The 25435-nt window shown below is 70.0% G+C and carries 26 protein-coding genes and 1 tRNA gene; 6 read left to right on the forward strand and 21 right to left on the reverse strand.

What is annotated here, in order from left to right; translation table 11 throughout:
- Positions 1–62: 62 nt before the first annotated feature.
- The 7 genes from ilvC to Q0568_RS16675 are packed head-to-tail and all read right to left on the reverse strand — an operon-like array spanning position 63 to position 8743.
- Complete coding sequence (gene ilvC / locus Q0568_RS16645; RefSeq protein ID WP_298868542.1) at positions 63–1091, reverse strand: ketol-acid reductoisomerase; 1029 nt, start codon at positions 1089–1091, stop codon at positions 63–65.
- A 41-nt stretch (positions 1092–1132) separates the two neighbouring features.
- The gene (gene ilvN / locus Q0568_RS16650) at positions 1133–1642 is read right to left on the reverse strand and encodes an acetolactate synthase small subunit (protein WP_298868544.1); all 510 of its coding nucleotides are present in this window, start codon (positions 1640–1642) and stop codon (positions 1133–1135) included.
- A 3-nt stretch (positions 1643–1645) separates the two neighbouring features.
- Positions 1646–3451 carry an acetolactate synthase large subunit gene (locus Q0568_RS16655; protein ID WP_298868547.1) on the reverse strand — a complete coding sequence of 602 codons (1806 nt, stop codon included), beginning with the start codon at positions 3449–3451 and terminating at the stop codon, positions 1646–1648.
- 60 nt (positions 3452–3511) lie between these two features.
- Positions 3512–5245: a dihydroxy-acid dehydratase gene (ilvD, locus tag Q0568_RS16660; protein WP_298868549.1), complete on the reverse strand. Its 1734-nt coding sequence runs from the start codon at positions 5243–5245 to the stop codon at positions 3512–3514.
- Between the two features lie 9 nt (positions 5246–5254).
- Complete coding sequence (otsB, locus tag Q0568_RS16665) at positions 5255–6052, reverse strand: trehalose-phosphatase (RefSeq protein WP_298868550.1); 798 nt, start codon at positions 6050–6052, stop codon at positions 5255–5257.
- A complete protein-coding gene (locus Q0568_RS16670) occupies positions 6049–7476 on the reverse strand; it encodes a trehalose-6-phosphate synthase (protein ID WP_298868552.1) in 1428 nt (475 codons plus the stop codon). The genes otsB and Q0568_RS16670 overlap by 4 nt, the downstream gene beginning before the upstream one ends.
- A gap of 46 nt (positions 7477–7522) precedes the next feature.
- The gene (locus Q0568_RS16675; RefSeq protein ID WP_298868554.1) at positions 7523–8743 is read right to left on the reverse strand and encodes an MFS transporter; all 1221 of its coding nucleotides are present in this window, start codon (positions 8741–8743) and stop codon (positions 7523–7525) included.
- A 134-nt stretch (positions 8744–8877) separates the two neighbouring features.
- Between Q0568_RS16675 and Q0568_RS16680 the strand changes: the two genes are divergently transcribed.
- Positions 8878–9156 carry a hypothetical protein gene (locus Q0568_RS16680; RefSeq protein WP_298868556.1) on the forward strand — a complete coding sequence of 93 codons (279 nt, stop codon included), beginning with the start codon at positions 8878–8880 and terminating at the stop codon, positions 9154–9156.
- 90 nt (positions 9157–9246) lie between these two features.
- Here Q0568_RS16680 and Q0568_RS16685 read toward each other — a convergent pair whose 3' ends face one another.
- The 3 genes from Q0568_RS16685 to Q0568_RS16695 are packed head-to-tail and all read right to left on the reverse strand — an operon-like array spanning position 9247 to position 11848.
- Entirely contained in the window at positions 9247–10425 is a 1179-nt protein-coding gene (locus Q0568_RS16685; protein ID WP_298868558.1) for an acetyl-CoA C-acetyltransferase, read from the reverse strand.
- Positions 10422–11075: a CoA transferase subunit B gene (locus Q0568_RS16690; protein ID WP_298868560.1), complete on the reverse strand. Its 654-nt coding sequence runs from the start codon at positions 11073–11075 to the stop codon at positions 10422–10424. Before Q0568_RS16690 ends, Q0568_RS16685 begins: the two co-directional genes overlap by 4 nt.
- A 2-nt stretch (positions 11076–11077) precedes the next feature.
- Complete coding sequence (locus Q0568_RS16695) at positions 11078–11848, reverse strand: CoA transferase subunit A (RefSeq protein ID WP_298868562.1); 771 nt, start codon at positions 11846–11848, stop codon at positions 11078–11080.
- A 104-nt stretch (positions 11849–11952) separates the two neighbouring features.
- Here Q0568_RS16695 and Q0568_RS16700 point away from each other — a divergent pair, with 104 nt between their 5' ends.
- Entirely contained in the window at positions 11953–12747 is a 795-nt protein-coding gene (locus Q0568_RS16700) for an IclR family transcriptional regulator (protein WP_298868564.1), read from the forward strand.
- 22 nt (positions 12748–12769) lie between these two features.
- Here the strand turns inward: Q0568_RS16700 and Q0568_RS16705 are convergent, their stop codons facing one another.
- The 9 genes from Q0568_RS16705 to Q0568_RS16745 are packed head-to-tail and all read right to left on the reverse strand — an operon-like array spanning position 12770 to position 21294.
- Complete coding sequence (locus Q0568_RS16705; protein WP_298868566.1) at positions 12770–13660, reverse strand: alpha/beta hydrolase; 891 nt, start codon at positions 13658–13660, stop codon at positions 12770–12772.
- Complete coding sequence (locus Q0568_RS16710) at positions 13657–14409, reverse strand: 3-hydroxybutyrate dehydrogenase (protein WP_298868568.1); 753 nt, start codon at positions 14407–14409, stop codon at positions 13657–13659. The genes Q0568_RS16705 and Q0568_RS16710 overlap by 4 nt, the downstream gene beginning before the upstream one ends.
- Positions 14406–15074 (reverse strand): TetR/AcrR family transcriptional regulator, encoded by a 669-nt coding sequence (locus tag Q0568_RS16715; RefSeq protein WP_298868570.1) that lies wholly within the window; start codon positions 15072–15074, stop codon positions 14406–14408. The genes Q0568_RS16710 and Q0568_RS16715 overlap by 4 nt, the downstream gene beginning before the upstream one ends.
- Positions 15055–16623: an AMP-binding protein gene (locus Q0568_RS16720; protein WP_298868572.1), complete on the reverse strand. Its 1569-nt coding sequence runs from the start codon at positions 16621–16623 to the stop codon at positions 15055–15057. The genes Q0568_RS16715 and Q0568_RS16720 overlap by 20 nt, the downstream gene beginning before the upstream one ends.
- 11 nt (positions 16624–16634) lie before the next feature.
- On the reverse strand, positions 16635–17735 hold the full coding sequence (locus tag Q0568_RS16725; protein WP_298868668.1) for a branched-chain amino acid ABC transporter permease: 1101 nt from the start codon (positions 17733–17735) through the stop codon (positions 16635–16637).
- Positions 17736–17737: 2 nt separating this feature from the next.
- Complete coding sequence (locus tag Q0568_RS16730; RefSeq protein ID WP_298868575.1) at positions 17738–18613, reverse strand: branched-chain amino acid ABC transporter permease; 876 nt, start codon at positions 18611–18613, stop codon at positions 17738–17740.
- The gene (locus Q0568_RS16735; protein ID WP_298868577.1) at positions 18610–19320 is read right to left on the reverse strand and encodes an ABC transporter ATP-binding protein; all 711 of its coding nucleotides are present in this window, start codon (positions 19318–19320) and stop codon (positions 18610–18612) included. Before Q0568_RS16735 ends, Q0568_RS16730 begins: the two co-directional genes overlap by 4 nt.
- The gene (locus tag Q0568_RS16740; protein WP_298868579.1) at positions 19317–20093 is read right to left on the reverse strand and encodes an ABC transporter ATP-binding protein; all 777 of its coding nucleotides are present in this window, start codon (positions 20091–20093) and stop codon (positions 19317–19319) included. Before Q0568_RS16740 ends, Q0568_RS16735 begins: the two co-directional genes overlap by 4 nt.
- A gap of 7 nt (positions 20094–20100) precedes the next feature.
- The gene (locus Q0568_RS16745; protein ID WP_298868581.1) at positions 20101–21294 is read right to left on the reverse strand and encodes a substrate-binding domain-containing protein; all 1194 of its coding nucleotides are present in this window, start codon (positions 21292–21294) and stop codon (positions 20101–20103) included.
- 139 nt (positions 21295–21433) lie between these two features.
- Here Q0568_RS16745 and Q0568_RS16750 point away from each other — a divergent pair, with 139 nt between their 5' ends.
- Genes Q0568_RS16750 through Q0568_RS16760 form a run of 3 tightly spaced genes read left to right on the forward strand, consistent with a single transcriptional unit; the run spans position 21434 to position 23606 of the window.
- Complete coding sequence (locus Q0568_RS16750; RefSeq protein WP_298868583.1) at positions 21434–21874, forward strand: MarR family transcriptional regulator; 441 nt, start codon at positions 21434–21436, stop codon at positions 21872–21874.
- A complete protein-coding gene (locus tag Q0568_RS16755) occupies positions 21871–23097 on the forward strand; it encodes an MFS transporter (RefSeq protein WP_298868585.1) in 1227 nt (408 codons plus the stop codon). Before Q0568_RS16750 ends, Q0568_RS16755 begins: the two co-directional genes overlap by 4 nt.
- Positions 23098–23123: 26 nt before the next feature.
- The gene (locus tag Q0568_RS16760) at positions 23124–23606 is read left to right on the forward strand and encodes a YbaK/EbsC family protein (protein ID WP_298868587.1); all 483 of its coding nucleotides are present in this window, start codon (positions 23124–23126) and stop codon (positions 23604–23606) included.
- 3 nt (positions 23607–23609) lie between these two features.
- Here Q0568_RS16760 and Q0568_RS16765 read toward each other — a convergent pair whose 3' ends face one another.
- A complete protein-coding gene (locus Q0568_RS16765; protein WP_298868589.1) occupies positions 23610–24098 on the reverse strand; it encodes a hypothetical protein in 489 nt (162 codons plus the stop codon).
- 71 nt (positions 24099–24169) lie between these two features.
- Between Q0568_RS16765 and Q0568_RS16770 the strand changes: the two genes are divergently transcribed.
- On the forward strand, positions 24170–25261 hold the full coding sequence (locus Q0568_RS16770; RefSeq protein ID WP_298868591.1) for an LOG family protein: 1092 nt from the start codon (positions 24170–24172) through the stop codon (positions 25259–25261).
- Positions 25262–25332: 71 nt separating this feature from the next.
- Here the strand turns inward: Q0568_RS16770 and Q0568_RS16775 are convergent.
- A tRNA-Lys gene (locus Q0568_RS16775) sits at positions 25333–25405 on the reverse strand.
- Positions 25406–25435 lie beyond the last annotated feature (30 nt).

Here is a 25435-nt window from a genome sequence, read left to right on the forward strand (position 1 = left end):
TCCGACAACGCCGAAGGGCGCCCCGGTGGAATCCGGGGCGCCCTTCGTGTGAGGTGCGATGATCAGCGCGCAGCGCTGCCCTCGACGTAGTCCTCGTCGTTCTGCTTCCAGGCGAACAGCGCGCGCAGCTCCTTGCCGGTGGCCTCGATCTGGTGACCCTGCTCCTTCTCGCGAAGGGCCAGGAACTCCTTGGCGCCGTTGTCCTGGTCGTCGATGAAGCGCTTGGCGAACGCACCGGACTGGATGTCGCCCAGCACCTCCTTCATGCGCGCCTTGACGCCGGCGTCGATGATGCGGGGACCGGAGACGTAGTCGCCGAACTCGGCGGTGTCGGAGATCGACCAGCGCTGCTTGGCGATGCCGCCCTCCCACATCAGGTCGACGATGAGCTTGAGCTCGTGCAGCACCTCGAAGTAGGCGATCTGCGGCTGGTAGCCGGCCTCGACGAGGGTCTCGAAGCCGGCCTGCACCAGGTGGCTCACGCCGCCGCACAGCACGGCCTGCTCGCCGAACAGGTCGGTCTCGGTCTCCTCCGTGAAGGTCGTCTTGATGACGCCGGCGCGGGTGCCGCCGATGCCCTTGGCGTAGGACAGCGTCAGCGGCCAGGCGTTGCCGGACGCGTCGCGCTCGACGCCCACGACATCCGGGGTGCCGCGGCCGGCGACGAACTCGCGTCGCACGGTGTGGCCGGGGGCCTTCGGGGCGACGAGGATGACGTCCACGCCCTCGGGCGCGTCGATGTAGCCGAAGCGGATGTTGAAGCCGTGCGCGAAGGCCAGCGCCTTGCCGGGCTTCAGGTGCTCCTTGATCGACTCGTTGTAGATGGTGCGCTGGGTCTGGTCCGGCGCGAGGATCATGATGACGTCGGCCCAGTCGGCGGCGTCGGCGACGGACTTGACCGGGAAGCCGGCCTCCTCCGCCTTCGCGATCGACTTGGAGCCCTCCTTGAGGGCGATGGCGACCTCGACGCCCGAGTCGCGCAGGTTCATCGCGTGCGCGTGGCCCTGGGAGCCGTAGCCGACGATGGCGACCTTCTTGCTCTGGATGATCGAGAGGTCAGCGTCGTCGTCGTAGAAGATCTCGGTGCTCACGGTGTTGTTTCTCCTTGGTTGTGGTTTTGAAGTTCTGGGGGTCAGCCGCGCAGCACGCGCTCGGTGATGCTCTTGCCGCCGCGGCCGATGGCGACCAGGCCCGACTGGGCCAGCTCCTTGATGCCGAACGGCTCCAGCGCCCGCAGCAGCGCCTGCGCCTTGCCCTGGTCGCCGGTGACCTCGACCACCAGTGCGTCGGGCGCGTAGTCGACGACCGAGGCGCGGAACAGGTTGACGACCTCGAGCACGTTCGAGCGGGTGTTGTTGTCGGTGCGCACCTTGATGAGCATGTGCTCGCGCTGCACCGACGAGGACTGCTCGAGCTCGACGATCTTGATCAGGTTGATGAGCTTGTTCAGCTGCTTGGTGACCTGCTCGAGCGGCAGGTCCTCGACGTCGACGACGACGGTGATGCGCGAGATGCCGGGCACCTCGGTCACGCCCACGGCGAGCGACTCGATGTTGAAGCCGCGGCGGGCGAACAGCCCCGCCACGCGGGTCAGGATGCCGGGGGTGTCCTCCACCAGCAGGCTCAGCACATGCGATGCCATGATTCAGATCTCCTGGTCGAAGGCCGGCGCGTGGTCGCGCGCGTACTGGACGTAGCTGTTGCTGACTCCCTGTGGCACCATCGGCCACACCATGGCATCCGCACTGACGACGAAGTCGATCACCACCGGGCGGTCGTTCGTCTCCAGAGCGAGCTTGATCGCGGCGTCCACCTCGTCCTCGCTCTCCACGCGGATGGCGAGGCAGCCGTACGCCTCGGCGAGCTTGACGAAGTCGGGGATGCGGACCGTCCCCGCTCCCGTGTTCAGGTCGGTGTTGGAGTGGCGGCCGTCGTAGAACAGCGTCTGCCACTGGCGCACCATGCCCAGCGAGGAGTTGTTGATGATGGCGACCTTGATGGGGATGTTGTTGATGACGCAGGTCGCGAGCTCCTGATTGGTCATCTGGAAGCATCCGTCGCCGTCGATCGACCACACCACGCGGTCCGGCTCCGCGACCTTCGCGCCCATTGCGGCCGGCACGGAGTAGCCCATGGTGCCGGCACCGCCGGAGTTCAGCCACGAGTTGGGGCGCTCGTACTTGATGAACTGCGCGGCCCACATCTGGTGCTGGCCGACGCCCGCCGCGTACACGGCCTCGGGCCCTGTCAGCTCGCCGATGCGCTGGATGACGTACTGCGGCGACATCAGGCCGTCGGTGGGAGCCGTGAAGCCCAGCGGGAACTCTGACTTGAGCCCGTCGAGGTACGACCACCACTCCTCGGTGTCGGGGCTGCCGCCCGAGAGCACGCTGCGGAACGCGGTGTCCAGGTCGACCAGCACGTCCTTCACATCGCCCACGATGGGAACGTCGGCCGTGCGGATCTTGGAGATCTCGGCGGGGTCTATGTCCACGTGCACGATCTTGGCGTGCGGGGCGAACAGCTTCACCTTTCCGGTGACGCGGTCGTCGAACCGCGCGCCCAGCGAGACGATCAGGTCGGCCTCCTGCAGTGCCAGCACGGCCGGGACCGTGCCGTGCATGCCCGGCATGCCCAGGTGCTGCGGGTGCGAGTCGGGGAACGCGCCGCGGGCCATCAGCGTGGTGACCACGGGGGCGCCGGTGGACTCCGCCAGCACGCGCAGCTCCTGGGAGGCGTGACCGCGGATCACGCCGCCGCCGACGTACAGCACCGGCTTCTTGGCCTCGGCGAGCAGGGTGGCCGCGGCCTGGATCTGCTTGCCGTGCGCCTTGGTCACCGGGCGGTAGCCGGGCAGGTCCATCTTCGGCGGCCAGTGGAAGGGCGCCAGCGCCTGCTGCGCGTCCTTCGTGATGTCCACGAGCACCGGACCGGGGCGACCCGTCGAGGCGATCTCGAAGGCCGCCGCGATGGCCCCGGGGATGTCCGCCGCGCGCTTGACCAGGAAGGAGTGCTTGGTGACCGGCATCGTGATGCCCACGATGTCGGCCTCCTGGAAGGCATCCGTTCCCATCAGCGTGGAGAAGACCTGACCGGTGATCGCGACCATCGGCACGGAATCCATGTACGCGTCGGCGATCGCGGTGACCAGGTTGGTCGCTCCAGGACCGGAGGTGGCGATGCACACACCGACCTTCCCGGATGCCGACGCGTATCCCTCCGCCGCGTGCCCGGCGCCCTGCTCGTGCCGGACGAGGATGTGCCGCAGGTTCGAGGCGTCCATCAGCGGGTCGTAGACCGGGAGGATCGCCCCGCCGGGGAGGCCGAACACGTCGGTCACGCCCAGATTCTCGAGCGACCGGACGACCGCCTCCGCTCCCGAGATCTCGGGAGCGGAAGCGGAGCGAGCCGGCGGCCGCGGCACGGCGGTTGCGGAGTCGGGAGGAGTCATGTCTTTCCTAGATGATCTGATGGATTTCGAAGCCGGCTCGGCGGGGGCGGCGATCGAGGATCAGCCGGTGACGGCGCCCTGCGAGGCAGAGCGCACGAGGCGAGCGAACTTGGCGAGGACGCCACGGGTATAGCGCGGAGGAAGGGGCTCCCAGCCCTCATGGCGGGAGCTCAGCTCTGCCTCCTCGACGAGTAGCTCGAGGGAGCGAGCCGCGATATCGACCCGTATCAGATCACCATCGCGCACGAAGGCGATGGGACCTGCGTCCACCGCTTCGGGTGCTATGTGGCCGATGCACAGGCCGGTTGTGCCGCCTGAGAATCGACCGTCTGTCAAGAGTAGTACATCTTTTCCGAGCCCCGCGCCCTTGATGGCGCCGGTGATCGCCAGCATCTCGCGCATGCCGGGGCCGCCCTTGGGACCCTCGTAGCGGATGACGACCACGTCGCCGGCCTTGATGTCGCCGTCGGCGAGCGCATCCATGGCCGCGCGCTCGCGCTCGAACACGCGTGCCGGGCCCTCGAACACCGCGGCGTCGAAGCCCGCGGTCTTCACCACAGCGCCCTCGGGCGCCATCGACCCGTGCAGGATCGTGATGCCGCCGGTGCCGTGGATGGGGTTGTCGAAGGTGCGGATGACCTCGCCGTCGATGGGGGCGGGGTCCAGCTCCTTCAGGTTCTCGGCGAGGGTCTTGCCGGTGACGGTCAGCGCGTCGCCGTGCAGGTAGCCCTCGTCGAGCATCGCCTTCATGATCACGGGGATGCCGCCGTGCCGGTCGACGTCGTTCATGACGTACTGGCCGAAGGGCTTGAGGTCGCCCACATGCGGGACCTTGTCGCCGATGCGGTTGAAGTCGTGCAGGCTCAGGTCGACGCCGGCCTCGTTGGCGATGGCCAGCAGGTGCAGCACCGCGTTCGTGGAACCGCCCAGCGCCATCAGCAGCGAGATGGCGTTCTCGAACGATTCCTTGGTGAGGATGTCCTTGGTGGTGATGCCCTGGCGGAGCAGGTTGACGACGGCCTCACCGGAGCGGTGCGCGAAGTAGTCGCGGCGGCGGTCGGCCGCCGGCGGGGCGGCGGAGCCGGGGATGCTGAGACCGAGTGCCTCGGCCATCGACGCCATGGTGTTGGCGGTGTACATGCCGCCGCAGGCGCCCTCACCGGGAGCGAACGCGCACTCGATGCGCTTGAGGTCCTCCTCGGTCATGCGGCCGGCGCGACACGCGCCGACGCCCTCGAAGGAGTCGATGATGGTGATGTCCTTCTCGGTGCCGTCCGAGAGCTTGACCCAGCCCGGGGCGATGGAGCCGGCGTACAGGAACACGCTGGACAGGCCCAGGCGGGCGCTGGCCATCAGCATGCCGGGGATGGACTTGTCGCAGCCGGCCAGCAGCACGCTGCCGTCGAGGCGCTCGGCCATCATCACGGTCTCGACGGAGTCGGCGATGACCTCGCGCGACACCAGCGAGAAGTGCATGCCCTCGTGACCCATCGAGATGCCGTCCGAGACGGAGATGGTGCCGAACTGCAGCGGGTAGCCGCCGCCGGAGTGCACGCCCTCCTTCGCCGCCTGCGCGAGCCGGTCCAGGCTCAGGTTGCAGGGGGTGATCTCATTCCAGCTCGACGCGATGCCGATCTGGGGCTTGTCCCAGTCCGCGTCGCCCATGCCGACGGCACGGAGCATTCCGCGGGATGTGGTCGCCTCGATGCCGTCGGTGACGACGCGGCTGCGCGGCTTGATGTCGATTTCGGGATGCGCGCCGGGCGCGCCGGGGGGGTCTTCTCGGGTGGACATGACGGCAGTCTATTCCCGCCCCGTGGCGCGTTCGGCCGCGATGACGTCGAGAAGCTCGGCGATCTGCTGCGGGGAGTCCACGCGCAGCGTCGCCGAGGTCTCCCCCTCCCCCACACGCACGCCGAGATCGCCGTCCTCCAGCACCCGCAGGGCGTCCTCGTCGGTCACGTCATCCCCGGCGAAGAGGATGCCGGTGGCACCGGTGCGGTCGCGCAGCGTCCGGATCGCGGCATCCTTGCCCTCCTGTCTCGAGGAGAACTCCAGGATGCGATCCCCGGTGCGCCGCCGCCAGCGCGCCGCCCTCCGGGCCATCACCTCGTCGACGGCGGAGAACGCCGCCCGCTCCACGGCCGGATCGGCGGGTCTGCCGAGCACGCCCACGCCGAAGGTCTTGCGCTCCAGCTCCACGCCGGGGTACTGCTCGAGCAGCGGCTCCAGCTCATCGAACAGCGATTCGCGCAGTTCGCGCTCCTGGGCCGTCTCACCGGCATCCGCCTCGCCCTCGCCGGGGAACCAGTACTGCGCGCCGTGGGATCCCGCCAGGATCACCGGCGAGTCGTCGTCGTGCTCGGCGATCTCGCGCAGATGGACCAGGCTGCGACCGGACACGTACGCGACCTCGGTGTCGGGCAGGAGCGCCAGCCGCGCCACCGCCGCGGTGACGGAGGGCAGCGCCCTGGCCTGCATCGGATCGGGCACCAGCGGGGATGCGGTGCCGTCGAAGTCCAGCGCCACCAGCAGCACGGTCGTGCGGGCGATGGCGGTGACGGCGGTGTCGGGCGTGGCTGCGGTCCAGCGGCGGGTCATGCGTGCTCCTGCTCATGGGTGTGGTGGCGGTGGGCTGCGGCGTGCTCGAGCGCCTTCAGGAACGAGCGCGACCAGGCGTCCACGTCGTGCTCGAGCACGCGCTTGCGCAGCGATCGCATGCGCCTGGCCTGCTCCTCTCGCGGCATCTCCAGCGCCGCGACGATGGCATCCTTCATGCCCTCGATGTCGTGCGGGTTCACGCGCACCACCTGCTTGAGCTCGTCCGACGCCCCCGTGAACTCGCTGAGGACGAGGACTCCGCGGTTGTCGGCGCGCGTGGCGACGTACTCCTTGGCGACGAGGTTCATGCCGTCCCGCAGGGCGGTGACGAGCATCACATCGGCTGCCAGGTACATCGCCACCATCTCCTCGCGGGGGAAGCCCTGGTGCAGGTAGCGGATGGCGGTGTGCCCGAGCGTGTCGTGATCGCCGTTGATGCGTCCGATGGCCAGCTCCACCTCGTCGCGCAGGTGCACGTAGGCGTCCACGCGCTCTCTGCTGGGGCTGGCTACCTGGATGAACGTCGCATCCTCGACCGAGATGCGTCCCTGGTCCAGCAGTTCGCCATACGCCTTGATCCGGTGACGGATGCCCTTGGTGTAGTCCAACCGGTCCACGCCCAGCAGGATGCGCTTCGGGTTGCCCAGGCCCGCACGGATCTCCGCGGCGCGCGCGCGGATGTCCGGGCGGCGCGCCAGCTCGCGGTACGGCGTGGTGTCGATGGAGATCGGGAACGCCTTCACGTGCACGTGGCGGCCGTCGGGCATGGCCACCAGGGCGGCCTTCGTCTCGTATCCCAGCCTGCGCTTGACCGCGGCGATGAAGTTGGCGGCGTCCTGCGCGCGCTGGAAGCCGATGACATCGGCGCCCAGCAGGCCGCGCAGCACCTGGTCCCGCCACGGCAGCTGCGCGTACAGGCTGTGCGCGGGGAAAGGGATGTGGTGGAAGTAGCCGATCGTGACGTCGGGCCGCAGGTTGCGCACCATCTCCGGCACCAGCTGAAGCTGGTAGTCGTGCACCCAGACGGTGCCGCCCTTCGCGACGGCCGTCGCGGCGGCCTCGGCGAAGCGCAGGTTCACGGTGACGTAGGCGTCCCACCACTCCCGGTGGAACTGCGGCGGAGCGATCACGTCGTGGTACAGCGGCCAGATGGTGTCGTTGGAGAAGCCCTCGTAGTACAGCTGGATCTCGCTCGCGGACAGCGGCACCGGCAGCAGGCGGATGCCGTCGGCCGTGAACGGCGCGAGTTCCAGGTCGGGCATGCCCGCCCAGCCCACCCATGCGCCGTCGACGGTGTGCATCATCGGCTCCAGCGCCGCCACCAGTCCGCCCGGCGACGTGCGCCAGATCTCCTCGCCGTCGGCGGTGACGACTCGGTCGACCGGCAGCCTGTTGGCGACGACGACGAATTCTGCGGCGACCATGAAGGCTCCTCTGCTCGGTGCCTCCAGGCTACCGAGCGAAGAGCCGTCAGTGCCGCGTGCGCGACAGGACGCGGTTGAGGATGCCGCAGATCACCACCACCGCGGATGCCGCCAGCGGCATGAGCAGCGACGCGGACGTGCCGACGCCCTCGGCCAGCGCGCCGGTGACGGCTGCCGCCGCGGCCTGACCCACGACGACGCCGGACCCCAGCATGGTCATCACCGTGGCGGAGCGCCCCAGCGGGCTGCGTGCGGCGCCCAGGCTGTACAGCGTGACCAGGGTCGGGCCCACGCCGATGCCGAGGATGGCCAGTGCGAGCGTCATCATCCAGACCTCGGATGCCGTGGCCACCAGCACCGACCCCGCCAGCAGGATGGCGCCGAAGAACAGCCACCGGGCGTGCAGGGTGAACCGCGGCGGCAGCCATGCCACCCCGAGCGCGAGGATCGCAGATCCGATGCCCATCACGCCGTACAGCAGACCGGCCTGCTCGGGGAGCCCCCGATCGGCCATGAACGAGGTCAGCGCGGTGAGCGTGGCGCCGAAGAAGAGCCCCACGCCGAAGATGCCGGCGACCACCACCAGCAGCACCGGCCGGAACAGCTCGGATGCCGCCGAGGGCGCGCTGCCGTCGGCGGCGCGCGTGATGGACACGTGCCTGCCGGTGGGATGCAGGGCGAAGGCGCCGACGAACAGCAGTGTCAGTACGGAGGCCAGCGCCATCGGCGCCCAGGGTGCGATGAACGACGCCAGCGCGCCCACCAGGAAGGGGCCGAAGACGAACACGGACTCGTCCGCAGCCGACTCGTAGGACATGGTGGACGAGGTCGTGCGGGCACGCCGGGATTCCGGCATCCGCTCGTCGATGATGGTGACCAGTCGCGAACGGGACATCGGCGAGACCTGCGGCGCGGTGGCGCCGATCGCGAACGCCGCCAGCAGCACCGGGGCGTCGCCCGCCGGGCTGTACACCACCAGCGCGAACGCCGCCAGCATCGCGGAGTTCAGCACGGCCGTGGCGACCAGCACCAGCCGCTGGCCGTAGCGATCGGCGGCGGCGCCCAGGAACGGGCCGACCACCGCAGTGCCGAGACCCACGACGGCGGAGGTGAGACCGCCCAGGGTGAGCGACTCGCGCACGCTGACGACGATCGTCAGCACGCCCACGACCATCATCGCGAACGGCAGTCTCGCGACGAACGCGATCAGGAAGTACGGCAGGCCCGCAAGTCGGAGCAGGCTCGGTGAGGAGGAGATCTGTGTCATGGCTCTCGGGCGTCTGACCGACGCCGGGTCGGGTGCCGCCGCTGTCCGCCGGGAAGCCGGCGGCCGGTAGATACACAGCTGGAACTGCCCCACAGTCTACCCGTGCCGGCGGGGACCTCGGCTAACGTGATTCCATGCGGTATCTCTTCAGCACCGGACTCATCGGCGCCATCACGGCCGGAATGTCACTGCTGCGCGGCACCCGCGACGCCCCCATCACCTGGCGCGCCATGCTGGCGTGGCTGAGCTGGGGCATCACCCTGGCGCTGGCCATCGGCGCCGCCGTGGACATGCGCCGCGACGCGCACGGCATCGCAGTGGCCCCGGACTCGCCGCTGGCTCCGAAGCAGTCCAAGCGCGCGAAGAAGCAGCGCAAGGCCGCCGAGAAGGCAGCGAAGGCCACCAAGCGCTGAACCCGGCGCTTCTCCGACGGACCCGCCCCTTCGACAGGCTCAGGGACCCATGTGATTGGGCCGCTGAGCCCGTCGAATCGTCGCAGTCGATCAGCGCGTGAGGACCAGCGCCTCGCCCTGGCCACCGCCGCCGCAGAGTGCCGCGACCGCGGTGCCCGAGCCGCGCTTCGCGAGCTCGTGCGCGAGATGCACGATCAGTCGGGTGCCGCTGACGCCGATCGGATGCCCGATGGCGATGCCGCCGCCGTGCACGTTGACGATGTCGCTGGACAGTCCCAGCTCCTGCTGCGAGCGCGCGACCACCGCGCCGAACGCCTCGTTGATCTCCACGAGGTCGAGATCGGCAGTGGTGATCCCCTGCTTGGACAGCGCCTTCTCGATGGCCCTGGCGGGCTGCGCCTGCAGCGAGTTGTCCGGGCCCGCGACCTGACCGTTGGCGCCGATGACGGCCAGCACCGGCCATCCCTTCGCCTCGGCGTTCTCACGGGTGGTGACGATCACCGCGGCCGCGCCGTCGGATATCTGCGAGGAGTTGCCGGCGGTGATCGAGCCGCCCTCGGCGAAGGCCGGGCGCAGTTTCGCGAGCGTCTCCACGGTGGTGTCCGGCCGCACGCCCTCGTCCTCGGTGAGCACGATCGGGTCGCCCCTGCGGGGCTGCACTGTGACGGGGACGATCTCCGCATCGAATGCCCCCTCTGCCTGACCGGCGGCGGCACGCTGATGCGAGAGCGCCGCGACGGCGTCCTGCAGCTCGCGGGTCATCTCGTAGCGCGGGTTCTGCCGCTCGGTGGAGGCGCCCATGCTCTCGCGGTCGTACGCATCGGTGAGCCCGTCGTACGCCATGTGGTCGAGCACCTCGACGGTGCCGTACGACCAGCCGTCGCGCGAGCCCATCAGCAGATGCGGGGCGCGGGTCATGGACTCCATGCCGCCGGCGACGACGGTCGTGGCGTCTCCGAGCCGGATCATCCGGTACGCGTCGATGATGGCGGTCATGCCCGACAGGCACACCTTGTTCACCGAGCTGGCGGGCACGTCCCAGCCGATGCCGGCGCCGATGGCGGCCTGGCGGGCGGCATTCTGGCCGGATCCCGCCGCAAGCACCTGGCCCATGATCACCGCATCCACGTCACCGGGCGCGACCCCGCCCTGCTCGAGGGCGCCGCGGATCGCGAACGATCCCAGCTGCGGCGCGGTGAACGATGCCAGCTGTCCCTTGAGCCGTCCCTGCGGGGTGCGGGCGGCTGCGACGATGACGATGTCGCTCATGAGTTCTCCTTCAGATTCTCCGAGACGGTCAGCGCCGGCTCGGTGGCGTCGATGACCTCCTGCACGCTCACGCCCGGTGCGGTCTCGATGAGCACGAGCCCTTCGGGGGTGACGTCGATGACGGCGAGGTCGGTGATGATGCGGTCGACCACTCCTCGCCCGGTCAGCGGCAGGGAGCACTCGTTCACGATCTTGGCGGAGCCGTCCTTGGCGACGTGCTCCATCAGGACGATCACGCGCCCGGCCCCGTGCACGAGGTCCATCGCACCGCCGGGCCCCTTGACCATCTTGCCGGGAATCATCCAGTTGGCCAGGTCTCCGGTCGCGGACACCTGCATGGCGCCGAGGATCGCGGCGTCGATCTTGCCGCCGCGGATCATGCCGAAGCTGGTGGCGGAGTCGAAGAACGCCGCACCGGGAAGCAGCGTGACGGTCTCCTTGCCGGCGTTGATCAGGTCGGCGTCGACATTCTCCTCGGTCGGGTACGGCCCGACGCCCAGGATGCCGTTCTCGGACTGCAGCACGACGGTGACGCCGTCGGGCACGTGGTTCGGCACCTTGGTGGGCAGGCCGATGCCGAGGTTGACGTATGATCCGTCGGTCAGCTCCTGCGCGGCGCGGGCCGCCATCTCCTCACGGGTGAGTGCCATGATCAGTTCCCTCCCTTGACGGTGCGCCGTTCGATGCGCTTCTCGATGTCGGTGCCGACCTCCACGACGCGATGCACGAACACGCCCGGCAGGTGCACGGCATCCGGCGGCAGCTCGCCGGGCTCGACCAGCTGCTCGACCTGCGCGATGCACACGCGGCCGGCCATGGCTGCCAGCGGGTTGAAGTTGCGGGCGGCCATGTTGAAGACCAGGTTGCCGTGCCGGTCGCCCTTGAGCGCATGCACGAGGGCGAAGTCGGTCGTGATGGACTCCTCCAGCACGAACTCCCGCGGTTCGCCGTGGAAGTCGAAGGTGCGGGTCTCCTTGACCGGCGAGGCGACAGCGATCGTGCCGTCGGCGTTGTACCGGCGCGGCAGACCGCCCTCGGCCACCTGCGTGCCCACACCCGTCTGCGTGTAGAACGCGGCGATGCCGGATCCGCCGGCGCGCAGCTTCTCGGCCAGGGTGCCCTGCGGGGTGAGCTCCAGCTCGAGGTCGCCCTCGAGGAACTGCCGCTCGAACTCCTTGTTCTCGCCGACGTACGACGACGTCATCTTGCGGATGCGCTGGGCGCCCAGGAGCACGCCCAGCCCCCAGTCGTCCACGCCGCAGTTGTTGCTGACGACGCTCAGGTCCTTGGTCCCCTGGGCGAGCAGCGCCTCGATGAGGATCATCGGGTTGCCCGAGAGCCCGAAGCCTCCGACCGCGAGAGAGGCGCCGTCGGGGATGTCGGCGACCGCCTCGGCCGCTGTTGCGAACTGTTTGTCGATCACAGGTCACTCCTTCGTGATGGTTCCCCTCCAGCATCCGTCGCATCGCGTGGGAGCGGCAAGCGGATGCTTGCGATGTGGTCACGGATCCGACTAGCGTCCACATTATGGAATCCTCCTCCCCCGGTCGCCGCACGGTACCCGGCGCGCAGGCCATCGCCCGCGCATCGTCGCTGCTGCGGCTGGTGTCGGCGACGGCCGACGGCGCTCCCCTGCACCGGCTGGCGGCGGATGCCGGGCTCAGCCGCTCCACGGCGCATCGGCTGCTGACCGCGCTGCGCGTGGAGGGGCTGGTGGATCAGGACCCGGTGACCTCGCGCTGGACTCCCGGCCCGGAGCTCTACCTCATGGGAACCGTCGCGGCCTCGCGCTACGACGTGACCGAGCTCGCGCGGGACATCGTGCGGTCGCTGGCCGTGCAGACCGAGGAGAGCGCGTTCCTCTCCGCGCGCCGGGCGGATGAGACCGTGTGCCTGATCCGCGAGGAGGGGCCTTTCCCGATCCGCTCGTTCGTCCTCAGCGAGGGCATCCGCTTCCCGCTCGGCGTCGCGAGCGCCGGGATCGCCATCCTGTCGTTCCTGCCCGCCCACGATATGGATGCCTACCTGGAGCGGCACCCCGAGCTGGAGCAGCGCTGGGGGGCCCCGCACGGCCCCGTCCCCTTGCGCCGGCGCCTGGCCGAGACCAAGGCCCGCGGTTACGCCATCAACCCGGGCCTGATCGTGGAGGGATCCTGGGGCATCGGCGCCGCGGTGTTCAACAGGGAGGGCCGCGCCGAGTGGGCGCTGAGCCTCACCGGTGCGGAGTTCCGCTTCGGCCCGGACCGGATGCCGCAGCTCGGCCGAACGCTCCTCGCGCACGCGCACCAGCTGTCCTCGCGGATCGCCGGCGCCAGGCGCTGAGTCAGTCCAGCCAGGCGCTGAGTCAGCCGAGTTCGGCGCGGATCAGCGGCGCGAGCATCGCCGCGCCCCGCTCGGACATCACCACCGTGTAATGGTTGAGGTCGTCCAGGTGCACGTGCCGCACCTGGGGGAATGCCGTCAGCAGATCCGCCAGATGCGCGGGCGGGTACAGGCCCGGCGTCTCGTTCTGCAGGCCGCGCGGCACGGTGATGAACAGCGTCGGCTTCGACAGCGCCGCCAGCGCCTCGGGCAGCAGAGTGCCCACGTTCATGTCCCGCGTGTCATCCGCCATCGACTCGTACGTGGTCGCCGCGCGGAATGCGTCGCCGTCGGGCACGAGGTCGTAGGCGATGTACTGCTCCACCTCGTCGCTCCAGTCATCGACCAGCGCGGGGTGGTGGCGCCAGAAGGTGTCGGTGTACTCCTGCACGCCGGACCACCGCATCGACAGCCGCTCGGCGACCGGCCCCAGCACCACCTGCACCAGCTGGTCGGGGTCGACGCCGGCGGGCAGGTCGAGCGGGAATCCGCCGTCCACGAGCACCAGGTCGCGGACACGGTCCGGATGCCGGTGGGCGAACGCCACGGCGACGAACGCGCCCATCGAGTGCCCGACCACGGTCGTGGATCCGATGCCCACAGCATCCAGCACCGCGGCCATGTCGTCGGCGTGCGCGGCCATGCCCGCCGCCCCGTGCACGGTGCTGCTCATCCCTCGGCCGCGCAGGTCGGGAGCGATCAGGCGGATGCCGGGCAGCTGCCTCACCACGAACGGCCAGGCCAGGTGCGAGGACGTGACGCCGTGGATCAGCAGCGCGCTGCCGGTGGCCTCGCCCTCCGGCTCCCAGACGCCTACTCGCAGCGCACCGCCGGAGACGGGCACATCGATCGTGCGATAGACGTGCGAGCTCATCGGGCGCTCCATCCGCCGTCCATCGTGTAGGAGGCGCCGGTGACCATGCCTGCGGCGTCCGATGCCAGCCAGCCTGCCAGCGACGCGACCTCGGTCGCCTCCACGAGTCGCTTGATGGCGCTCTCTGTGAGCATGATCCGCTCCACCACCTCGCTCTCCGGGATGTCGTGCACACGCGCCTGGTCGGCGATCTGCTTCTCGACCAGCGGGGTGCGCACGTACCCGGGGTTGATGCAGTTGCTGGTGACACCGTGCGGCCCGCCCTCGAGCGCCGTCACCTTGGACAAGCCCTCCAGCCCGTGCTTGGCCGCGACGTACGCCGACTTGAAGGCGCTCGCACGCAAGCCGTGCACGCTGGAGATGTTGACGACCCTGCCCCAGCCGCGCTCGTACATACCGGGCAGCACTGCGCGGATCAGCAGGAACGGCGCCTCGAGCATGATCCGCTGGATGAGTCGGAACGCGTCCGGGTCGAACTCCGTGATCGGGCTGACCCGCTGGATGCCCGCGTTGTTGACCAGGATGTCGGCATCCAGCGACACCGTGTCCAGAGCCTTCGTGTCGGAGAGGTCGACCTCCCAGGCCTCGCCGCCGATCTCCTCGGCGGCGGCCGCGGCCGCCTGCGCGTTCAGATCGGCGATGGTCACGTGCGCCCCGCGGCGCGCGAACTCCCGCGCGCATGCCAGGCCGATCCCGCTGGCGCCTCCTGTGACGATGGCCCGCCGTCCGGCGAGATCCTGTTCGATCATCGTGCTGCCCCTTCCGTGGCGTCCGGGCGCAGCGCCCGGGTGATGAATCCGGTCATGCCGTCGAGGACGGCCGGGTCGATCTCGGCGGGCGGTCGCCCGTCGGCATCCCGCTCCCAGAGCAGGTAGCGCATGCCGATCAGCTCGCCGGCGCCCATCAGCGCCCAGGCGACCACCTCGGTGTCCAGCTGCGCCGCGACCTCGCCGTCGCGCTGTGCCGCGGCCAGCCCCGCCTGATAGCCCTCGACGATGCGCTCGTAGTGCAGCTTGAGCATGGCGGGCGAGACGAACTCCGCCTCGCGCACGACGCGGTACAGCGCGGGATGCTGCGCCGTGAACCGGAAGAAGCCCTCGAATCCCGCCCGCTCGGCCGCGATACGGTCGGCGGCGCCCGCCATGGCCTCGGACATCGAGTGCCGCACGCGGCTGTTGAGGTCGACGACCAGCGCTTCGAAGATGGCCTGCTTGCTGTCGAAGTACAGGTAGAACGTGCCGAGGGCGACGCCGGCGTGCTCGGTGATCTTCACGATCGACGCCTCGTGGTATCCGAGGTCGGCGAACACCTGCTCGGCGCCCTCCAGCAGTCTGCGGCGGGTCTGCTGACCTCGTTTGGTCAGCGGCCGCCCCGTCGCCGGAGAGACAGGCGGATCATCGGTCTGCGTGGTCATGACGCTCCTTCACAGGCTGCTCGTTCACGGGGGACTCGGCGAGCAGGTCGCGCGCCATGACGCGCAGCCGGCCGCGGGCGACCTTCTCGATGGTCGAGCGGGGCAGGTCGTCGACGAAGACGATGCGGGCGGGGAGTTTGAACGACGCCAGCCGCTGCGCTGCGAAGGCGCGGAGTTCGTCTGCGGAGACCGGGCCGGCGGCCACCACGAAGGCGATGCCGCGCTCGCCCCACACCACATCCGGCACGCCGACGACGGCGGAGGAGCTCACCAGCGGATGCGCGTCGAGCGCCTGCTCCACCTCGGCCGGGGCGACGTTCTCCCCGCCGGAGACGTAGATCTCCTTCAACCGGTCCACGACGCGGTGGATGCCGTCGGCATCGCGGTGCAGCAGGTCGCCGGTGCGCAGCCACTCCCCCTGCTTGGCGCGGGCGGTCGCCGAGGGATCGTCGAGATAGCCGCCGAACACGCTCGCGCCGCGCACCCACAGCTCGCCGGTCGCCGCGCCCTGCAGCTCCAGGCCGGACGCGGGATCCACCAATCGCGCATCCACGCCCGGATACGGGCGCCCGACAGCGCCGGGATGACCTGCGACCAGCTCAGGGGCCAGGTACAGCACGTTGGGCCCCGCCTCGGTGAGGCCGTAGCCCTGGGTGAAGGCCAGGCCGCGCTCGGCCCAGTTCGCGACGAGATCCTCGGGAACAGTCGCGCCGCCGACGACGACCCTGTGCAGCGAGGACAGGTCGGCCGAGCGCCAGAGCGGATGCTGCTGCAGCATGCGGTACTGCGTGGGCACGCCCATGATGGCAGTGACGCCGCGCTCGGCGATCAGCTGCAGCACGCGCCCCGGGTCGAAGGAGCGCTCGAGCACCACGGTCGCGCCGCGCCACCACGCCTGCAGCGGCTGCACGTTCCACGCCGCCACGTGGTACTGCGGCAGCATGGCCAGCACGACGTCATCGGCGCCCAGCGGCATGGCGCGATCCAGCGCGAGGTTGTTCCAGAAGCAGTTCTCGTGGGTGAGCACGACGCCCTTGGGCGCCGCCTCGCTGCCCGAGGTGTAGATCACCAGCAGCGGGTCGTCGTCGCGCGCGGGGCGCCGGGGCACGGCATCCGCGCACTCCGGCACCTCGTGCTCCACGCCGGACACGCCCAGCGTCGCCTGCGCGACGGGCGCGTCCACCAGCTCCAGGGCGGCCGACGCGAGGGCCGCGTGCTCGTCCTCGATGAGCATCAGCGCCGGAGCCGTCCGCGCGATTAACGCCGCGAGCTCACCCGGGGTGAGCCGCCACGACAGCGGCACGAACGCGATGCCCAGCTCGGCGCAGGCGAACAGCGCGACGACGTGGTCGGTGGAGTTGCCCGAGAGCGTGGCGATGCGCTGGCCGGCGCCGTACCCGGCATCCGACAGTCTCGTCGCCAGCGCATCCGCCCGTGCGGCGAGCGTCCGGTAGTCGGTGCGGACGCCTCTGTCGTCGACGGCGATCCGCGTGGGCGAGGCGGCCGCGCTCTCGCGCAGCCACCGTCCGATCGTGTGCGCTCCGGCCATGACATCCATCATCACGCCGCGACCCCCGCGGCGCCCTCATCGACGCCCCCCGATCCGGGCGAGGCGGAGCCGCCGCGACGACGCCGCAGACTGCTGTCGACGGTCCCGGCGATGCCGCCGGGCAGGAACATCACCACGAGGATGAACAGCACACCCAGGATGAACAGCGGCTCGGAGAGCGGCACGCGCAGGATGTCCGGCAGCTGGTGGATGGCGTCGGCGCGGGCCAGCACGGTCAGGCGCTGGTCGAGGATCGTGTACAGGACGCCGCCGAGGATCGCTCCCCACCGGAAGCCGACGCCGCCGAGGACCACCATCACCAGCACGGTGATCGTCAGGTCGGCGCCCACGGCGCTGGGTTGGGTGCCGGACTGCAGCAGCAGATAGGCGATCCCGGCAAGCGACGCGCACAGCCCGGCGATCACGAAGACCATCAGCCTGGCGCGGGCAGGATGCAGGCCCAGCACCCGCACGCGCAGGTCGTTCTCGCGTGCGGCGGCGGCCAGATGTCCCAGGCGCGAGCGATCCACCCACAGCACGATCAGGTAGACCAGCACGACGACCGCGAGCGACACCCAGTACAGGTTGCGGGTGTTGATCACGCCGACCATCCAGTCGGGCACGCCGGCCGTGTTCAGGCTGAGGCCCTCCTCGCCACCGGTGACGGCCTGGTTGCGGCGAACCAGCACGGAGCCGGCCTGCGCGAAGGCGAGGGTGACCATCGCGAACGGGATGCCGTTCACCCGCATGGCCACCGCGCCCGTGACCACGGCGATGACGATGCCGCCCAGCAGGGCTGCGAACACACCGGGCACGAGCGGCAGCTGCGCGGCCTGCAGCACGATGCCGAGGCCGTACGCGCCGGCGCCGAAGTACAGCGCGTGGCCGAACGACAGCATGCCGGCCGTGCCCAGCATCAGGTTGTACGAGAGTGCGAGCGCGGCGAACACCATGCACAGCGACATCAGCGCCAGCGAGCCGGGAGTGTAGGTCGGGCCGGGCAGGATGCCGGGGATCGAAAGGTTCAGCAGCGGCAGGATCGCCAGCACGACGACCAGCACGACGCCGAGGATGAGCGGGGTCCAGGTGCGGACCGGACTGCCTGTGCGCATTGTCATGCCGCCTTCCCCATCAGTCCGGCCGGTCGCACCAGCAGCACGACCGCGAGCAGGATCACGACGATGAAGTCGCCCGTGCCGCCCAGATAGGTGTTGGCCACCTGCTGCAGCACGGCCACCAGCACCGACGCGATCGCGGCGCCGGTCAACGAGCCGAGTCCGCCGACCACGGTCACGATGAAGGCGAAGATCAGCAGCGTGCCGCCGAGGCCCGCCGACACGTAAGTCATCGCGTGCATGGCCAGCACTCCCCCGATTCCGGCTGCCGCCCCGCCGATCGCGAACACCAGCGTGAACGAACGGCGCACGTCGATGCCGAGGGCGGTGACCATGCCGCGGTTCTCCACGCCGGCGCGGATGATCATGCCGTAGCGGGTGCGCCGCAGGAACACGACCAGGCCGGCGAGGACGACGACGGCGGCGATGATGAGCACCCAGTACTTGTTCGGGATGCTGGCCCCGAGCACCGCGGTGGTGCGGCTCAGCCACACCGGACCCCGCACCGTGATCGGGTCGGTTCCCCAGATGCCGTCGAACAGCGCGACGGCGGCGAACGACAGCCCGACGGTGACCAGCACCTGTTCGATGTGCCGTTCATAGAGCGGCCGGATCAGCGCCAGCTCGGTGAGGGCGGCGAACACCGCGCCGACCACCGCGCCGACGAGGATCGACAGCAGGAACCCGCCCCAGCTGTCGGCCCCGATCGCCTGCGCGACGGCCCAGCCGACGAAGGCGCTGAGGCTGAGGAACGCGCCGTGCGCGAAGTTCAGCACCCCCATCAGCCCGTAGATCAGGCTCAGTCCGCTGGCGACCAGGAAGTACAGGGCGCCCAGGCCCAGGCCGATGATGAGGGTCAGCACCAGGGTGCTCATGAGTGCTCCTCCGCGCTGACGCCCAGCAGGCGCCTGGTCAGGTCGGCGTCGTCGAGGATCTCGGATGCCGAACCGGTGTGCACCACGCGGCCGTCGGCGATCACGATCGCCTGATCGGCCAGGCGGCGGACGACCTCGAGGTTCTGCTCGACGAGCAGTATCGGGACGGTTGTGGCGGCCTCGGCGAGCGCGTCCGCGACCTCGGTGACGATCTTGGGCGCGAGGCCCTTCGTGGGCTCGTCGACCAGCAGCAGCCGGTTGTCGTTGAGCAGGGCGCGGGCTACCGACACCATCTGCTGCTGACCGCCGGACAGGGTGCCCGCGCGCTGATCGCGCCTGGCGGCCAGATCCGGGAACAGCTGCGCCACGAACTCGCGGCGCGGGTCGCGCTGCCGTTCGGCCAGCGCGAGGTTCTCGGCGACGGTGAGTCCCGCGAACACCTCGCGCTCCTCGGGCACGTAGCCCACCCCGCGCTGCACGATGCGGTGCGTGCGCAGCGCATCGATGCGCTCCCCGTCCAGCAGCACCTCGCCCCTGCGGGCGATGAGTCCGAGGATGCCGCGCAGCGTGGACGTCTTGCCGGCGCCGTTGCGCCCGAGGACCGCGGTGATGCCCGTCGCCGGCACATCGAAGCTCACGTCCTCCACGACCTGCTGGCCGGCGATCGACGCGCGCAGGTTCCGCACCTGCAGGATGGCGGCGCTCATGCTCCGGTCCCCAGGTAGGCGCTCTGCACGGTGACGTTCTCCATGATCCGCTGCGGAGTGTCCACGGCGATGATGGTGCCGAAGTACATCACGGCCACCAGGTCGACCAGACCCATCAGCACCTCGATGTGGTGCTCGACCATCAGCACCGTGCATCCGGTCTCGGCGTGCAACCCGCGGATGCTGTCGACCAGTCCCGCCACGTCTCCCGACGCCACGCCCGCCATCGGCTCATCCAGCAGGACCAGGCGGGAGCGAGTGGCCAGCAGCACCGCGATCTCTAGCTTGCGCTTGTCGCCGTGGCTGATGTCGCCGGCTCTCGCGTCCATCCGGTGCCCCAGCCCCACCGAGTGCAGCAGTTCCTCGGCCCTGGCCGTCGCGGCATCCGATCGACGCGGGAAGCGCAGCAGTGAATAACTGCCGCCCTGGGTGGCCTGCACGGCCACCCGCACGTTCTCCCGCACGCTCAGCTGCGGGAACAGACTGGAGGTCTGGAAGGTCCTGCCCAGACCCGCCCGCGCACGCTGCGGCACGCTGGTGCGGGTGATGTCCGCACCATCCATCAGGATGCGGCCGGCCGTGGGCCGGACGACACCCGAGATGGTGTTGAACAGCGTGGTCTTGCCGGCGCCGTTGGGTCCGATCACGCTGACCAGGGCGCCGGGCTCGATGTTCAGGTCGACGTCCTTGAGGATCGTCGCCCCTCCGATGTCGAGCCCGAGTCCCTCGATCTGCAGCGATGCGCCGGTGGTGGACGGGTCTGGGGTGTTCACTGCCGCGTCACTCCGCGGGTGCCACGTCGGCGCCGGGCACGGTCGCGACGAGCTCGGGGGTGAATGTACCGCCGGACGCGGTGAGCTTGGCCTGGTACATGTCCTGGATCAGCGCGTGGTCCTTGGCGCGGACGATGTTCTTGCCCTTCGGGCCCTCGAACTCGAAGCCCTCCAGCGCCTTGACCATCGCGTTCACGTCGCCCTTGCCCTCCTTGATCGCGTGCACGAGCATGATCGCCGCGTTGAAGCCGTCGGGGCTGAACAGGTCGGGCTCGGAGCCCTTCTTCTCCAGCGCGTCGACCATGGCCGTGTTGACCTTGTTGTCGGGGGCCCCGGCGAAGTAGTGGTTCAGGAAGTTGATCTTCTGCGATGCCTCTCCGTAGGCGCCGAAGGTGGCGCTGTCGCCGAGTCCGGTCACGACGGGGATGGCGTCCAGCACGCCCTGCTGGCTCATCGCCTGCCACATGGCGCCGGAGGTGGCACCGGCCCAGGCGACGAACACCAGGTCGGGCTTGGAGGCCAGCACCTGCTGGGCGAAGGGGGTGAACTCGGTCACGTCCTCAGCCACGAGCACCGGCTCGACCGTCGCGCCCTTCGCGCCGAGGATGGCCTGGACGGCCGCGACGTTGCCCTGGCCGAAGGCGTTGTTCTGCGCGAACACGGCGATCTTCTTGCCGCTGATGTCCTTCAGGAACGTACCTGCGGTCGCGACGTCCTGTGCGGACTGACGGCCGGAGCGGAAGGTGTACTCGTTGATGCCCGTGATGGCGTCTGCTGCGGCGGGCCCGGAGATGAACAGCACCTTGTTCTGCGCGGCCTGCTCGGCCATCGCCAGCGCCACGCCGGACGAGGCGCTGCCCATCAGGATGTTCACGCCGTCGCCGATCAGCTCCTTGGCCGCGGTCACGGCGGTGTCGGGATCGCCGGCGTCGTCGCGCTTGTCGATGACGATCTTGGTCCCGTCGACTTCTCCTGTGCCGTCCGTGGCGTAGTCGAGGCCGACGGCGAACGCGTCGAGGTACTGCTTGCCGTAGCCGGCGAGCGGCCCCGTCTCGCTGGTGACGACGCCGACGTGGACCTCTGCGGGTCCCTTGTCGCCGCCGTCGCCGGGTGCCGCACCCGGCGACGGCGCGCATGCCGTCATGACGAGGGCTGCGGTGACGAGCACCGAGCCGAGGAGCAACTTCTTCGTAACCCGCATCTGGATGCCTTTCAACGGTGGAAGGTCGGGAACATGAAACCCGATTCAGGTATTCAGAATGCTAGAGCGCGGAATCCGCTTCGTCAATCCCGCCGCAGCCGCGCATTCGATACATACCAACTGATATATACTCGTTGGTATGCAAAACGCGGATGTGATCCCCTCGATCGTGATGTCCGCCCACGCTCTCGCGCGGTTCGCCGCGCAGGATGCCGGCAACGAGGCGCCGTCCGCGCAGTGGCGCGCCCTGGGCATCCTGGAGCGACAGGGCGGGATGCGGCTGGGCGCACTGGCACTGGCCGCCCGCACCACGCAGCCGGGCATGACGCGTCTGGTCGGCGCGCTGGAGCAGTCGGGGCTGGTCTCGCGCTCCACGGATCCGGCCGACACCCGCGCGACGCTCGTCGACGCGACGGACGAGGGCCTCGCCCATCTGCGGGCCTGGCGCGCCGAGATGCGCGACACGCTCGCACCGCGTTTCACTGACCTCGACGAGGACGAGTGGGCCGTGCTGCGGCGCGCCGCCGGCATCCTCGCCGCACACGCACAGGAACCCACCACGACAGGAGAACCCGCATGAGCGGAACACCACAGGGATCGGTCTGGAAGCAGCCCGCACAGGTCTGGGCGGTCGCATTCGCCTGCGTCGTCGCCTTCATGGGCATCGGCCTGGTCGACCCGATCCTCCCCGCCATCGCGGAGTCGCTGCAGGCCACCCCCGTGCAGACCGAGCTGCTGTTCACCAGCTATCTTCTCGTGACAGGGCTGGCGATGCTGGTGACCAGCTGGGTCTCCAGCCGCATCGGTGCCAAGGCCACCCTGCTGGCCGGCCTCGGCCTGATCGTCGTGTTCGCGCTGCTGTGCGCGATGAGCGGCAGCGTCGACGGTGTCATCGGCTTCCGCGCCGGTTGGGGCCTGGGCAACGCGCTGTTCATCTCCACGGCGCTGGCCACCATCGTGGGCGCCGCCACCGGCGGCAGCGGTGCGGCCATCGTGCTGTACGAGGCAGCCCTCGGCCTGGGCATCGCGGTCGGCCCGCTGCTGGGCGGGTTCCTCGGCGAGATGAGCTGGCGCGGCCCGTTCTTCGGCGTCGTGGTGCTGATGGCCATCGGCTTCATCGCCGTGCTGGCGCTGGTGCGAGGCGACGGCGAGAAGCGCGAGCCGATGCCGTTCTCCGCCCCGTTCCGCGCCCTGGGCCGCCCGGCGCTGGCGATCCTGGCCGTGGCGGCGCTGTTCTACAACATCGGCTTCTTCGTGCTGCTGGCGTTCTCGCCGTTCCCGCTGGGCTTCGGCGCCATGGGCATCGGCTTCACGTTCTTCGGCTGGGGCGTGGCTCTCGCCATCACCAGCGTGTGGGTCGCCCCGGCGCTCATGCGCCGGATCTCCCGCACCACCGTCATGCTCATCGTCCTCCCGCTGCTGGCCGTCGACCTCGTCGTCGCCGGGCTGGTCGTGGCGAGCGCCATGTCGCTGGTGATCTGCATCATCGTCGGCGGCCTGCTGCTGGGCGTGATGAACACCGTGCTGACCGAGGCCGTGATGGAGTCCACAGACCTGCCCCGCGCCGTCGCCTCGTCGGCGTACTCCGCCGTGCGCTTCGTCGGAGGGGCCATGGCGCCGCCGGTGGCGGCCGCACTCGCGCACGCCTACGGCGACACCGTTCCGTACCTGTTCGCCGCGGCATCCGTGCTGGTCGCGACGGTCACCATCCTGCTGGGCCGCCGGGCGCTGGCGCACATCGACGACGCGGGCGAGCCCGAGGTCGACGACGCCGCCGCTATCCTCGTGGGTGACGCCGCCTGAGCGGCACCCGAGTCGAGGAGTCGAAGATGACCACAGCCGAGGAGCTGCCCGCGCGCAGCCGCATCGTCCAGGAGCACCTGGCGGCAGCCGGGATCGACAGCATCATCCGGGTGCTGCCCGATTCCGCCCGGACGGCGGCGCTGGCGGCATCCGCCATCGGCTGCGAGGTGGGCGCCATCGCCAACAGCCTGGTGCTGACGGCCGACGGCGAGCCGATCCTCGTGATGACCAGCGGCGCGCACCGTGTCGACCTCACGGCGCTCGCGCAGAGCGTCGGAGCGGATGCCGTGGCCATGGCCTCACCGGCCGTCGTCCGGGAGGCGACCGGACAGGCGATCGGCGGAGTGGCGCCCGTGGGGCACCCCGCTCCCCTGCGCACGTACCTGGATGAGGCGCTGCGTGATTACGACGAGGTCTGGACGGCCGGGGGCACGCCGCACACGGTCATGCCGCTGACGTTCGCTCAGCTGTCCTCGCTGACCGGTGGAGAGGTCATCCGCGTCGCGTGAGCGCTACTCGACCATGAGGTCGTCGACCTCGAGGTCCTCGTCCAGCAGGCAGTAGATGATCAGGTCGGGGTACTCCTCCGGAGCGATGTACAGCAGCGTCATGCCGCCGTCTCCGAACACCACCACGCCGTCCAGCGCGATGTCCTCGGCCAGCGCACGGCGGGCCTGCTCGAGGTCCACGTCGTCGTCGTCCTCGGCGGCGGCCTCCACGAGTTCGTCGACGACCTCGCGTTCACGCGCGTCGAGGATCTCCCCACTCAGGCGCGACAGCGCGTGCTGGACGGTCGCGCGCATGGTGTCGAGGTCCGGCAGGTCCTCGCGCTCGACGTAGTCGTCCTCATCGTCGTCGCTCTCGTCGTCATCGTCGTCATCGTCGCGCCCGAACTCCTCGTCGAACTCGTACTCCACGGTGACGCGGCGGCCACCGGGCAGTTCGACGTCGGCGTTCAGCGCACCGTCCTCGTCGGTGTCGACATCCTCGAGCTCGATCATGACAACCTCCTTTTCGCCATGATGTCACCGCGTCGCGGCAGGCGGAAGAGTTCCGCCCGTAATCTCGAGGCATGAGGCGTACACGCGGCCGGGTCATCAACGTCGACTCCCTGCAGGACTTCGACCATCGGCTCTCCTCGGGTGCGCGATCGCTGTCGGGCTGGCGGCTGCGATCCCTGGATCTGAGCGACCGGGGTCGCGCGCTGCGGTCGGTGGAGGTGGCCGGCGCGCTGTTCCTGGGGTGCACGCTGCAGGACGACGACGAGGTCTCCGTGCGCGCGCGGGGCGCGGTGGTCTTCCCCACCGTGCCGGACTCCCCCGTGGACACCTACCGCGCGATGCTGTACACGCCCGACGAGCTGTACGACGCAGCCGACTACGCGCAGAGCTTCGACGCCCGGGTCTACGCCTGGTCGCAGCGCGCGGGCGCCGACGGCGACGGGGCGCTGGCGGAGTCCCTGCACGATCACAGCATCGCGCTGGCGCTGGAGCGGTGGGTCCACGGCAGGCGGCTGGTGGGGGTGATGGGCGGACACGATGCGGTGCGCGGCGACGTCGGGTACGCCGACGGCGCCCGGCTGGGGCGGATGCTCGCGCAGAGCCACACCGTCGCCACCGGCGGCGGCCCGGGCGCGATGGAGGCGGTGAACCTCGGCGGCTATCTGGCGCACGAGAGTCCGGATGCCGTGGACGAGGCGCTTCGCGCGCTGGCCGGGGCGCCGGCCTTCCGGCCCAGCATCGACGCCTGGGCGAAGGCGGCGTTCGCCGTGCGCGAGCTGTTCCCGCATGGTGCGGACTCGCTCGGCATCCCCACCTGGCACTACGGCCACGAGCCGCCCAACGCGTTCGCGAGCGCGATCGCGAAGTACTTCCGCAACGCGCAGCGCGAGGCGATCCTGCTGGAGATCTGCCAGGCGGGCATCGTGTTCCTGCCCGGCGCCGGCGGCACCGTGCAGGAGATCTTCCAGGACGCCTGCGAGAACTACTACGCCGACGAGTCCTCCACCGCGCCGATGGTGCTGGTGGGCAAGGAGTACTGGACGCGGACGTACCCGGCCTGGCCGCTGCTGAAGGCGCTCGCCCGCGGCCGTGCCATGCAGCCGCACGTGCACCTGGTCGACGCCGTGGATGATGCCGCCGCACTCATGGCGCAGGGCGTCTGACCCGACGAGCAGAAGGACCCGGACGAGCAGAAAGGCCCCGGATACTGGCGAGAGTATCCGGAGCCTGTCCGTGCGCCCCCAGGGACTTGAACCCTGAACCCATTGATTAAGAGTCAATTGCTCTGCCGATTGAGCTAGAGGCGCGTGGCCCGGGAAGCATCCCCGGCCGAGGAA

It is taken from the genome of uncultured Microbacterium sp. (assembly GCF_937927635.1).
Taxonomy (GTDB): Bacteria; Actinomycetota; Actinomycetes; order Actinomycetales; family Microbacteriaceae; genus Microbacterium.